The sequence below is a fragment of the Streptomyces lomondensis genome (genome assembly GCF_014651035.1).
Taxonomy (GTDB): domain Bacteria; phylum Actinomycetota; class Actinomycetes; order Streptomycetales; family Streptomycetaceae; genus Streptomyces; species Streptomyces lomondensis.
The window spans coordinates 82,875-94,608 of record NZ_BMWC01000002.1; the positions used below are offsets into that span (position 1 = coordinate 82,875).

Below are 11,734 nucleotides of genomic sequence, written 5' to 3' on the forward strand. Positions count from 1 at the left end.
CTCCCTCAGACCTCGTACGGCTGGACGACGATGAAGTTGCCGGGCGCTCCCCGGAACTGGAGGTTGACGCTCTCCCCGGTGTCCCCGGGGTAGGCGTTGCGGCGCATCCGCACCTGGCTGGAGACGACGACCTGGGCGGCGGCCGACCAGGCGACCACCGCGTTGCAGTCGGCGAACGTGGTGGGCGTGACCGGCAGCACCACGGGCGTGCCGTGCGTCTTCACGACCACGGTGCCGGTGCCCTGGAACTGCATCGTGAACAGCGCGCCTCCCGGGATGCCGTGTCCCTCGATGCGGCGGACCTCGTAGGTGAGGCTCTCGTCGAACGCGAGGACGTTCTCGGCGGAGACGCAGACGGCGTCGCCCTGGAGCTCGATGGGGTGCAGCATCGTCGAGTTCTCGGCGAGGAACACCTGCCCCTGGCCGGTGCAGCGCATCAGCTGCATCTCCTGGCCGGTCGCGTTGCCCACGATCCGGCCGGCGAAGCCCGCGCCCTTGTAGCTGAAGTCGACCTTGCCCTGGTAGAGCACCATGCTGCCCTGCCGGGCCAGCACAGGCTGCCCGCCGATGCCGAGGTCGACCCGGACGAGCTTCTTGTTCTGCTGCGTCCAGCGCTGCCCCGTGGGGGTCTCCTTGAACTGCTGGAGCGCGGCGGCCACGCCCGGGCCCTGGGGAGCGGCGGCGGCCTGGGGGGCGCCCTGCTGCGGGGCTCCGTAAGGGGCCTGCCCGAACGGCGGTTGCTGCTGGCCGTAGCCCGGGGGCGGGGTGGGCTGGCCGTAGCCGGGCGGCGGGGCAGGGGCCTGGGGTGCCTGGGGCTGGCCGTAGCCGGGGGGCGGCGGGGCCGTCTGGCCGGGGACCTGGCCGTACGCCGGCGGCTGCTGCCCGGGCTGGCCGTAGGGAGCGGGCGCCGGGGCCGGAGGCGGCACCGGGGAGCCGGCGGGCGGGGTGTTCATGGGCGCGACGATGGTCGGGGCGGCGTGCACCTGGGGTGCGGGCGCCGGGGCCGGGGGCGGGGTGGCGCCGGGCGGCGTGGCCGCGGGTGGAGCGGCCGCGGGCGGCGTGGCTCCGGGTGGGGGCGCGAAGCCCTGCGCGGGAGCCGAGGCCGGAGGCGCTGCCGGCGCGGGAGCCGGAGCGGGTGCGGGAGCCTGGGCGGGTTCCGGAGTGCCGGGGGCGGCGAACGCGGGCGGGGCGAAGCCCGGGGCGGCGGCCTGCGGCTGCTGCGGGGCGGGCGCGGGCGTCTCCTCCTCGGCCACCTCGCCGCCGAAGTTCTTCAGCAGGGCGTCGAGACCGCCGTCGAAGCCCTGCCCGACGGCGGCGAACCGCCAGACGTCCTTCAGGTAGAAGTCGCCCAGCATCACGGCCCGTTCGGTGGAGAACTCCGCGCCGCTGAAGGGGTAGCGGGCCACCTCCTCGCCGCCCGCGACGATGCGGATGTAGCCAGGGGCGATCTGCGACATCTGCCCGGTGCCGTCGATCGTCGCCGTGAAGGACAGCTTCTGGATCTGCGGCGGGATCCGGTCGAGCGTCACCCGGAAGGACTCCGTGTCGCCGGCCTGGGCGCCGAGGAGCTGAATGGCCTCCTCGGGGGACTTCGGCTGGTTGTAGAAGATGAAGTACCGGTCGTCCGAGAGCCGTTCGTCGGCGTCGAGGCCGAAGCAGCTGATGTCGAAGCTCAGGCCGGGGCCGGCGATCTGTACGCCTACGTACAGATCCGTGCCCGCGGTGAGGTCACTGATCCTGGCCTTGTGGCCGCGTTGGAATTCCCTGGCCATGCGTAACGACCGTCCCCCATCCAGAACGTGAGTGCGTCGCGCCAGGCTAACGGCAAAACCGGACACCGGAGGAAGTCGGTACAGACCCGGTACAGAACCCGCGCTCAGGCGTATCGGCAGCTCGACCGCGGAAAGCGGTCACTCACCCCGCTGGGCTCTCGTCCCTCGCGTTGGGCACATGCGGCAACCGCTCGGCGGCGACCACGCCTTCGAGGTAACCCCGCGCCCGCTCCGTGCGCGGATAGGCCTTCAGCAGCTCCCAGAAGCGGGGTCCGTGCCCGGGGACGAGCAGATGCGCGAGTTCGTGGACGAGGACGTAGTCGACGACGTACTCGGGCATGCCCTGAAGGCGGTGCGACAGGCGGATGCTGCCCTCGGCCGGGGTGCAGGACCCCCATCGCGTGTTCTGGTTGGTCACCCAGCGCACCGAGGCGGGCCGGGCCCGCCCGTCGAAGTACTGGTCCGAAAGCCGCCGGGCCCGCTCGGCCAGCTCGGCGTCGCCGAGGGCCCGCCTGCTCTCCTGGGCGGCCAGCTTGTCGAGCATGACGTTCACCCAGCGCTGCTCCTCCGCCTCGGACATCAGGGCGGGGATGAGCACTACGGTGCGATCGCCCTCGCGGTACGCGGAGACCGTCCTGCGACGGCGGGTGCTCCTGCGGACCTCGATCGCGCTCGCCCCCGAGCCGCTCGGCGGCTGGCTCGTCGTGCTGCGCTGTGGCTTTCCGGCGCGGTGCAGTGGGTCGGCGGGCACGCCCCGACGTTACCGGCTGCACACGGGGAAGTCCCGATTCCGGGACGGTTCCGTGCCGATGCCCCCACTCGGCGCCCGATTTGTACGACGAATACCCGTGCCTGTGGACAACTTTCGGCAGCCCGCGGCGGATTTGGGCATGCTGGCTGTTGCCGGTGAAGCGACGGGCGGGTGCGGTCCTGGACCAGGGACCGAGGGTGCCGCAGTTGTGGCGTGCGCACACGCTCGACCGGCATACGGGGACGCTCTATGGCATACGGGGGGCCTGTCATGCATCCGATGGTGAAACCCGCGCTCAGGCGCGGCTGGCGCGACCTCAACACCGTGCAGTTCGGGATGACACCGGCGCATGCGATGACGCTCGGTCCGATGGATATGGCGACGGGCAGTTTCCTCGACCTGCTGAACGGCACACGGGGGCTGGAGCTGCTGCGCGAGGAAGGACGCCGCATGGACCTGCCCGACGGCCATGTCGACGGGCTGGTGCGTGGGCTCGCGGAAGCCGGACTCCTCGACGACGCCAGGGGCGGCGGCCCGGCCGCCGACGCCCTGCGGCGCAAGAAGGAGGTCCTGGACCGGCTGCGACCCGACCTGGCCTCCCTGTCGCTGGCCACCTCGGCACCCGGCGACGCGATCGGCCGGCTGGCCGCCCGGCGCTCGCAGCGCGTGCAGGTGCGGGGTGCGGGCCGGGTGGGTGCCGTACTGGCCGCGCTGCTGGCGGGGGCCAGCGTGGGCGAGGTCGACGTGCGCGACGTCGGCCGTGTGGAGCCATGGGATGTCGCGCCGGGCGGGCTGCCCGCGGAGTCCGTCGGCGACCGCCGGGACGAGGCGGCCCGCCGAGCCGTGCGCCGGGCGGCCCCGGACCGGCCACCGCGCCGCACGGCGGCCCAGGCGTCCCCGGAGGAAGGCGACCCCGGCTTCTCGCTGGTGATCATCGCCCCGCGGGACGATGTCGCCGTGCACGCGCCCGACCCGTCCGCCGCCGAGCCCCTCATGTCCTCAGGAACGCCTCATCTGTACGCCGGAGTCGTGGAGGGAACCGGCGTGGTCGGCCCTCTCGTCCTGCCCGGGGAGACGGGCTGCGCGGGCTGTCTGCACGAGAGCCGCGCCGACCGGGACCCGGCCTGGTCGCGCCTGGTCGCACAGTGGCGCTCCGGCAGGCAGCGGCAGGTGCGGCCCTGCGACCTGACGCTGGCCACGACCGTGGCCGGACTGGCGGCCGCCCACGCACTCGCCTTCCTGGACGGCCGGGCACCGTCGAGCGCCGGGGCCCGCTGGGAGGTCTCCGTCCCCGCTCTGCACTGGCATGCGCGGCCTGTCTGGCCGCATCCGGCATGCCCCTGCGCTGCGGCGGAGAGAGGAAAGGGGGTGCACCTCTCGGAGGACGGGGCGTCACACGAGACAATGGCGGTGCAACGGCCGTCGGAGCAGTGCCGTGAGGCAGAGGCGGAGCGGCCGGCTGGGACTTGGAGGGCGCATGTCTGATCTTCCCCGGAAGGCGGTCACCCGGACCGCCAAGCTCGCCGCGCTTCCGCTCGGCATCGCCGGGCGCGCGACCTGGGGATTCGGCAAGCGGATCGTCGGCGAGTCAGCGGAGCTCGTCGGCCGCGAGCTCCAACAGCGCACCGCTGAGCAGCTGTTCAAGGTGCTCGGCGAGCTCAAGGGCGGTGCGATGAAGTTCGGGCAGGCCCTGTCCGTCTTCGAGTCGGCGCTGCCCGAGGAGGTCGCCGGCCCGTACCGCGCCGCGCTGACCAAGCTCCAGGAGGCGGCACCCCCGATGCCGACGCGTACCGTGCACGCGGTGCTGGAGGAGCGGCTCGGCGAGGGCTGGCACGAGCTGTTCCTGGAGTTCGAGGACAAGCCCGCCGCGGCGGCCTCGATCGGCCAGGTGCACCGAGGGGTGTGGCATGACGGCCGTGAGGTGGCGGTCAAGGTGCAGTACCCGGGCGCCGGCGAGGCCCTGCTCTCCGATCTGAACCAGCTGAGCCGCTTCTCCCGCCTGCTCGGCCCGCTGATCCCCGGTATGGACATCAAGCCGCTGATCGCGGAGCTGAAGGACCGCGTCTCGGAGGAGCTGGACTACGGCCTGGAGGCCCAGGCCCAGCAGGCCCACGCCGAGGAGTTCACGGACGACCCGGACGTGGTCGTGCCGCAGGTCGTCCACCAGTCCGACCAGGTCCTGGTCACCGAGTGGATCGACGGTGTCCCGCTGTCGGAGATCATCTCGGACGGCACCCAGGAGCAGCGCGACCGGGCCGGCCAGCTCCTGGCCCGCTTCCTGTTCTCCGGCCCCGCCCGCACCGGCCTGCTGCACGCCGATCCGCACCCGGGCAACTTCCGGCTCCTGCCCGGCGGCCCGGACGGCGAGGACGACTGGCGCCTGGGTGTCCTGGACTTCGGCACGGTCGACCGTCTCCCGGGCGGTCTGCCGGGCACTATCGGCGAGTCCCTGCGCATGACTCTCGACGGCGAGGCCGAGGCGGTCTACGAGCTCCTGTGCGCGGAGGGGTTCGTCAAGGAGACCATAGAGCTGGATCCCGAGGCGGTTCTGGACTACCTGCTGCCGATCATCGAGCCGGCCCAGGTCGAGGAGTTCACCTTCACCCGCGGCTGGATGCGCAGCCAGGCGGCCCGTGTCGCCGATCCCCGCTCCCCCGCCTACCAGCTCGGCAAGCAGCTCAACCTGCCTCCGTCGTATCTGCTGATCCACCGGGTGACCTTGAGCACGATCGGCGTGCTGTGTCAGCTGGGGTCCACGGTGCGGCTGCGCGAGGAGTTGGAGGAGTGGCTGCCGGGGTTCGTCCCCGAGGACCCGGCGGACGGCGAGCGGTCGGTGGCGGAGGCGTGAGCTCCGGGCGGGAGGCAGGCCGCGCCGCAGAGGCGGCGCGCGCCCGCCATCAGCGCTGATCTGGTGCCCGCGCTTCACCACCAGTCCGAGTCCAGGCGCCCCACGATCGACCTGAGGTTCTCCCGCGAGCACGTCTCGCAGAAGTAGCGGCGGTCGCCGTTCTCCACGGAGCAGGTCCAGGTGGGTGGCGGTCCCGCGGTCAGGGCACCGGCCGAGGTGCCGCAGCGGGCGCACACGATGCACGGCGTCTCCGCCGTGGAGCCGTCGTCTCTGCCTCCGTGAGGACTCGTCACCCGGCGACGATAACGCCATGTCCGACGGCTTCGGGGACACCACGCACCGGCACCGTGGACTACGGCAGGAGCTGCGCGCGCACCTGCGTCGTGAGCACAACGCACCGCAGGGGCCGGTCCGTTCGGCACGGACCGGCCCCCGCGGGCAGAGCACGGCCTCCCGGTGCGGGAGGCCACCGCTTCAGGTGCGGTCGGTTACTGCATGACCGCCATGGCGAGCGCCCGGCGGGCACGCCGGGAGGCGCGCTCCGCCCTGCGCTGCATCCGGCGTGCGGCCGCCAGGCGCACGGCCTGTCGGTCCCGCTCCGCCTCGTGCAGTCGCTCGCGCATATGCGCGCGAGCCATGGCTTCTGGAATGAGTTGCATCTCTCGGGTCCTGTTCTGACGCGAGTCCTTCGCGCCGGTGGTGGTGAAGTCTTGGGTCGCGGAGCCAGCGGGCTCGTCAGTGGACGGCTTCATCGGGGCCTGCTTCTGGGGGTCGTGCGTGAGGGGGCGGTCGATCGTTCCTGCGGTGTTCATGCTGTGACCGGGTTCTTGCGCGGGCGGCCACGCGGCCGCTTCCGGGCGACGACGACACCCTGGACGAACAGCTCGCCACCCCAGACGCCCCAGGGCTCACGCCGCTCCTTGGCGCCGGCGAGGCAGGCCTCGACCAACGGGCAGGTCCGGCAGAGGGACTTGGCGTACTCGACGTCCGCGGGCGACTCGGCGAAGAAGACCTCCGGGTCGTAGGAGCGGCACGGGACGGGTACGCCGAGGTTCTCGATGGCGTCGTCGAGCGCGGTGAGCGCGGTGAGCGGGGTCAAGGCGGAGTCCTCCGTGGGGCCGGGCTTGGGGATCGTGTCGGAAGGCGGTACGGACGGTGCGTGCGCTTCGAGTTGCACGGTTCGTCTTCCTCGTCTGGTCGTTCCGGCCTGTTGGCCGGGGGCGGCTGGTACCGGGTTCTTTTCTTGTCCCGAGGCTCCTTCGGTCTGCAGTCCCTGGTCGGGGACAAACAGAAGGGCCGCGGATCCCGGATGGGGTTCCGCGGCCCTGAAGGCGCCGGCCTGATCGGCGATCAGGCTGGATCACTCCAGGGTTCTGGCCCACGGAAGGCCCACATCTGGTGGTGCTGCGTCGTCTGCTTCCGGAATCCGGCACCGGTCGCCGTAAAGGCATAGGCCTGCGCCTGTGCCGCTACTGCTGCTTCCAGTGCCTTGGTCGGTCGCTCATTGCGCTCACGGACAGGAAGGCCAGCGGGAGCAACGGAGGAGGACGCCGGACGCACGGCACGAATGCCGGACAGACCGGTGCCCAGGTTGGAAACGCCGAGCATGCACACGGAGACGGCCGAGCGATCGGTCATTTTCACGATGCTGGTGGAGCTGGTGTTGATGCTGATCACTGGACTCGCCTCCTCTCGGCGTCTCGGGGGACTGGGTCGACCAGTCCGACGGATATGCAAGTACAACACGGAATCAGGGCCTCCGAGAAGGCCGCTGCTCTCGTGCCTAAGAACCTATGGGGATTGCTGGGGCATGCGCAAACTATTTTTTCGACGAGTTCGTGTCAGTCCTGATCTGTCTCCTCCGTGCCGTACTGGCCTGCACAGATGGCCAGTACGTCGGCCCCGTAGCGGTTGAGCTTGCGCGTCCCGACGCCCGGGATGCGCGCCAGCTCGTGCGCGTCGTCGGGCGCGGTCTCGGCGATCGCCATCAGCGTCCTGTCGGTGAACACGCAGAAGGCGGGCTGGCCGCTGCTCCGCGCCTGGTCGGCGCGCCACTCGCGGAGCCGCTCGTAGAGGCCCTCGTTCATGTCGGAGGGGCAGTCGTCGCAGCGCATCAGCTTCATCTCGCCCGCGTCGGTCAGGGTGCGGCCGCAGACTCGGCAACGGGCGGGTGTTCGCTGGACCCGTCTCGGGGCGGAACCCCTGGTTCCGGGGATGCCGCGCTCGATACCGCCCGCAGCGCCGGCGTTCGTACGGCCGGTGGTGGCCGTCGAACCGGGGCGCAGTCCGTCGAGGAATCGGCTCGGGCGGCGGCTGGGGCGGCCGCCGGGTGAACGGGCGAGCGCCCAGGAGACGTAGAGGTGTTCCCGCGCGCGGGTGACGCCGACGTACAGCAGGCGGCGCTCCTCCTCGATCTGTTCGTCGGTCTTCGCGTAGGTGATCGGCATCATGCCCTCGGCGACACCGACCAGGAAGACGACGTCCCACTCCAAACCCTTGGCCGAGTGCAGGGAGGCGAGGGTGACGCCCTGCACGGTCGGGGCGTGCTGGGCGCTCGCCCGCTCGTCGAGTTCGGCGACGAGGTCGGCCAGGGTGGCGCCCGGTCTGGCGGCGGCGAAGTCCTGGGCGAGGTTCACCAGGGCGGCCAGGGACTCCCAGCGCTCGCGCACGGCGCCGGAGCCGGCCGGGGGCTGCGGCGTCCAGCCCTCCCCCGACAGCACGGCGCGCACCTGGGAGGGCAGGTCGACGGCGTCGTCCAGGAGGGAGTCGTTGCCGCCGAAGCGGGCCGCGCCGCGCAGGGCGACGCCCGCCTTGCGCACCTCCGGGCGGTCGAAGAACCGCTCGGCGCCGCGCAGCTGGTAGGGCACTCCGGCGTCGGCGAGGGCCTGTTCGTAGGTCTCCGACTGCGCGTTCGTACGGAACAGGACGGCGATCTCGGCCGCCGGGACCCCCGAGTCGATGAGCTCGCGGATGCGGCGGGCCGCGCCCTCCGCCTCGGCGGGCTCGTCGGTGTACTCGGCGTAGACCGGCTCGGGTCCCGGGGGGCGCTGGGAGACGAGCTCCAGGCGGTGGTCGGCGGCCCGGCCCCTGGCCTGGGCGAGCAGGCCGTTGGCGAGGTGGACGACCTGGGGGGTGGAGCGGTAGTCGCGGACCAGCTTGACGACCGTGGCGCCGGGGTAGCGGGTGCGGAAGTCGAGCAGATAGTCGGGGGTTGCGCCCGTGAACGAGTAGATCGTCTGGCTGGCGTCGCCGACCACGCACAGGCTGTCCCGCTCACCCAGCCACAGTTCCAGCAGGCGCTGCTGGAGGGGGCTGACGTCCTGGTACTCGTCGACCACGAAGTGCTGGTACTGGGCGCGGACCTGCTCGGCGATGTCGTGCCGGTCCTGGAGGACGGCCACGGTCAGCAGCAGGACGTCCTCGAAGTCGATGACGGAGCGCTCGCGCTTGACCTCCTCGTAGGCGGCGTAGAGCTGGGCGATCTCGGCGGGGTCCCGGGGGGCCTCACGGCCGGCCTTGGCGGCGGCGGGCGCGTAGTCGGCGGGGACGGTCTGGGTGACCTTGGACCACTCGATCTCGGCGGTGACGTCCCGCAGCTCGCCCCGGTCGAGCCGGATGCGGCAGGCGGCGGCCGCGTCGGCGACGAGCTGGATCTTGCGGTCGACGAGCCGGGGCATGGAGCCGCCGATCGCTTTCGGCCAGAAGTACTGGAGCTGGCGCAGGGCCGCTGAGTGGAACGTCCGCGCCTGGACGCCCGCGGCGCCGAGCTGGCGCAGCCGGCCGCGCATCTCCCCGGCGGCGCGGTTGGTGAAGGTGACGGCGAGCACGCTGGAGGGGTGCAGGATGCCGGCGCGCACTCCGTAGGCGATGCGGTGGGTGATCGCCCGGGTCTTGCCCGTGCCGGCGCCCGCCAGGACGCACACCGGACCGTGCAGGGCGGTGGCCACTTCGCGCTGCTCGGGGTCGAGCCCTTCGAGCACCGCGTCGGCCGAGTCCGGTACCTGCGGGAACAGGGTGGAGTGCGTTGCTGCTGTCACACAGCCATGCTGCCAGGTCGCGGGAGACGCCTGCGCCGGTTGTCCACAGGCAGGCATTGGTAGTCGTACTAGTGCGGCAGGCGTCACCTCCGGCACCGCCCGGGCGACGGGAATGGTGGAGCTTTCACATACGTTCCATCACCACGACCAACCGTCCCCGAGCCACCGAAGGAGCACCAGAGACATGCTGGGCACTGTGACGATGTACAGCACCACGTGGTGCGGCTACTGCCGCCGGCTGAAGAGCCAGATGGACCGCGAGGGCATCGCGTACACCGAGATCAACATCGAGCAGGACCCGGAGTCCGCCGCGTTCGTGGAGAAGGCGAATGGCGGAAACCAGACGGTGCCCACCGTCCTGTTCCCGGACGGCTCGACTCTCACCAACCCGTCGCTGGCTCAGGTGAAGCAGAAGATCGGCGCCTAGGGCCTGTCGTTTTGATCACGCCGCAGACGCGGGGTCTGGCACGCACATCTGCCGCGTTGTCGTCGGTTGCCGACGCTCCGCGTCGACGCCCTCCTCCGCCTTGCAGCTGCACGCACCAGACCCCCCTCACCGGCGCCGAACGCCACCGTCGCTTCCCTGCGACCTGATCCAAACGACAGGCCCTAGTCGCCGTGCGGTTGTGCGGGGAAGGCGGTTCCTGAGGCGGCTCAGGGGCCGCCTTCTCGTGGTTTGTCCCACACGACGACGTAGCGCCACAGCAGTGTGCGGCGGAAGTGGCAGCCGGGCAGGAGCCGGTGGGCGGCCTTCCGGATCTCTGCCCAGGACAGGTGCGCGTCTTCCATGGGCATGCCGGCCGGGCCCCGCTTGCCGCCGTGCCGACGGGCGAGCAGCAGGCTCGCGGGCACGCCGCTCGCGCTGATGAGCCAGTCCAGGAGCGTCCGGTTGGCGGCCATGCCGACGATCACCAGACGGCCGCCGGGCGCGGTGAGCCGGGCGAGGCGGGTGACCGCCTCCTCGAACGGTGCGTGGTGGACCACGGCGACCGCGCTGACGAAGTCGTACGCGCCCTCACGCAGGGACGGGTCGGTGAGGTAGTCCGCCTCCAGGTAGGTGACGTTGCCCGGCACGTGCGCGTGCTCGCGCGCGAGCCTGATCATCTCCGGTGACCGGTCCACGCCCGTGACGGATGCCGCCCGTGCCGCGAGCTTGCGGGCGAGCAGCCCGTCGCCGCAGCCGGCGTCCAGAGCCGTGCCGCAGCCGTCCGGCACGGCGGCGAGCACCGCCGGGTGGTGGTGGACGTTGTGGTTCCAGTACGGGTCGGTCATGCGGGGCCGGCCCCGTCAGGCGACGCTTCTCGTCGGGAGCGGCTTGCCGTACCAGAGCTCGATCAGCCGGGCCGCGATCGAGATGCCGTAGGGCGGGAGCACCTCGCCGGACTCGAAGGCGGCGCGCAGTTCGTCGCGGGAGAACCAGCGGGCCTCGTGGATCTCGTCGCCGTCGACGTCTATCTCCGTCGTGGTGGCGCGGGCCAGGAAGCCCAGCATGAGGCTGGACGGGAAGGGCCAGGGCTGGCTGGCGACGTACTCGACCTGGCCGACGGTGATGCCGACCTCCTCGTGGACCTCGCGGCGCACCGACTGCTCGATGGCCTCGCCGGGCTCGACGAAACCCGCGAGCGTCGAGAAGCGTCCCTCGGGCCAGTGGACCTGGCGGCCGAGCAGGATGCGGTCGTCCTCGTCGGTCACGGCCATGATCACGGCGGGGTCCGTGCGCGGGTAGTGCTCGGCGCCGCAGGCCGGGCAGCGGCGGATGTGGCCGGCCGCGGCGATGACCGTGCGCTCGCCGCAGCGGGAGCAGAAACGGTGCGTGCGCTGCCAGTTCTCCAGGCCCACCGCGTGCACCATCAGGCCCACGTCACGCGCCGACAGCAGCAGGCCCGCCTCCCGCAGCCCCGCCGGGCGCGCGGACTGGTCCATACGGCCGGGCAGGGAGTCCTTCTGGAGGGCGAAGTAGCTGACGCCGTCCTCGTCGATGCCGAGGAAGTAGCGGTGGGCCTCGGTGAGGGGGGCCTCGAAGGAGGGGGTCATGACGAGTTCGGTGCGCCCGTCCGCCGTCTCGTCGATGAGGACCTGGCCGCCGGAGACCACGAAGCAGCGCGTGGAGGGGTGGCTCCACGCCGCCGCGAGCCAGGCCTCGTCGAGCCGGTGGTGCGCGGCCCGGTCGATGCCGCTCGGGGCGGTGAGCGAGATGGGTCGGTCGGCGTTGTGGTCGGTCCAGGTGGTCACGGGTGCTTCCAACTCCCCCGGTGGAACGGTTGGGTTCGGCGGACTGTTCAGCGGGACGTACGGCGGGAGGCGACCGGGTCCGGCGGGCTCGGGC

The 11,734-nt window shown here is 71.9% G+C and carries 12 protein-coding genes; 3 read left to right on the forward strand and 9 right to left on the reverse strand.

Features of this window, described 5'->3' with window-relative positions; all coding sequences use genetic code 11:
- Positions 1-5 precede the first annotated feature (5 nt).
- Positions 6-1,772: a TerD family protein gene (locus IE255_RS07790; protein ID WP_190049444.1), complete on the reverse strand. Its 1,767-nt coding sequence runs from the start codon at positions 1,770-1,772 to the stop codon at positions 6-8.
- A gap of 142 nt (positions 1,773-1,914) precedes the next feature.
- Entirely contained in the window at positions 1,915-2,523 is a 609-nt protein-coding gene (locus IE255_RS07795; protein ID WP_190049445.1) for a M48 metallopeptidase family protein, read from the reverse strand.
- 270 nt (positions 2,524-2,793) lie between these two features.
- Here IE255_RS07795 and IE255_RS07800 point away from each other — a divergent pair, with 270 nt between their 5' ends.
- Together IE255_RS07800 and IE255_RS07805 are read left to right on the forward strand one after the other, a co-directional pair.
- Positions 2,794-4,008, forward strand: coding sequence for a TOMM precursor leader peptide-binding protein (locus tag IE255_RS07800; RefSeq protein ID WP_190049446.1), 1,215 nt, complete (start codon positions 2,794-2,796; stop codon positions 4,006-4,008).
- Positions 4,001-5,371, forward strand: a complete 1,371-nt coding sequence (locus IE255_RS07805) for an ABC1 kinase family protein (RefSeq protein WP_190049447.1) — start codon at positions 4,001-4,003, stop codon at positions 5,369-5,371. The genes IE255_RS07800 and IE255_RS07805 overlap by 8 nt, the downstream gene beginning before the upstream one ends.
- Before the next feature lie 74 nt (positions 5,372-5,445).
- Here IE255_RS07805 and IE255_RS07810 read toward each other — a convergent pair whose 3' ends face one another.
- The 5 genes from IE255_RS07810 to IE255_RS07830 form a co-directional block, all read right to left on the reverse strand.
- The gene (locus IE255_RS07810) at positions 5,446-5,664 is read right to left on the reverse strand and encodes a hypothetical protein (protein ID WP_190049448.1); all 219 of its coding nucleotides are present in this window, start codon (positions 5,662-5,664) and stop codon (positions 5,446-5,448) included.
- A gap of 195 nt (positions 5,665-5,859) precedes the next feature.
- Entirely contained in the window at positions 5,860-6,183 is a 324-nt protein-coding gene (locus IE255_RS07815) for a putative WhiB-interacting protein (protein WP_190049449.1), read from the reverse strand.
- On the reverse strand, positions 6,180-6,548 hold the full coding sequence (locus tag IE255_RS07820) for a WhiB family transcriptional regulator (RefSeq protein ID WP_190049450.1): 369 nt from the start codon (positions 6,546-6,548) through the stop codon (positions 6,180-6,182). The genes IE255_RS07815 and IE255_RS07820 overlap by 4 nt, the downstream gene beginning before the upstream one ends.
- Before the next feature lie 173 nt (positions 6,549-6,721).
- Positions 6,722-7,048 carry a hypothetical protein gene (locus tag IE255_RS07825; RefSeq protein WP_190049451.1) on the reverse strand — a complete coding sequence of 109 codons (327 nt, stop codon included), beginning with the start codon at positions 7,046-7,048 and terminating at the stop codon, positions 6,722-6,724.
- A gap of 164 nt (positions 7,049-7,212) precedes the next feature.
- Complete coding sequence (locus IE255_RS07830) at positions 7,213-9,465, reverse strand: ATP-dependent DNA helicase UvrD2 (RefSeq protein ID WP_229906320.1); 2,253 nt, start codon at positions 9,463-9,465, stop codon at positions 7,213-7,215.
- A gap of 127 nt (positions 9,466-9,592) precedes the next feature.
- On the opposite strand from IE255_RS07830, the gene IE255_RS07835 reads away from it, so the two are divergent.
- Positions 9,593-9,835, forward strand: coding sequence for a mycoredoxin (locus tag IE255_RS07835; RefSeq protein WP_003992805.1), 243 nt, complete (start codon positions 9,593-9,595; stop codon positions 9,833-9,835).
- Between the two features lie 227 nt (positions 9,836-10,062).
- Here IE255_RS07835 and IE255_RS07840 read toward each other — a convergent pair whose 3' ends face one another.
- The gene (locus IE255_RS07840) at positions 10,063-10,680 is read right to left on the reverse strand and encodes a class I SAM-dependent methyltransferase (protein ID WP_190049453.1); all 618 of its coding nucleotides are present in this window, start codon (positions 10,678-10,680) and stop codon (positions 10,063-10,065) included.
- A 15-nt stretch (positions 10,681-10,695) separates the two neighbouring features.
- Positions 10,696-11,640 carry an NAD(+) diphosphatase gene (gene nudC, locus IE255_RS07845; protein WP_190049454.1) on the reverse strand — a complete coding sequence of 315 codons (945 nt, stop codon included), beginning with the start codon at positions 11,638-11,640 and terminating at the stop codon, positions 10,696-10,698.
- Positions 11,641-11,734: the final 94 nt, after the last annotated feature.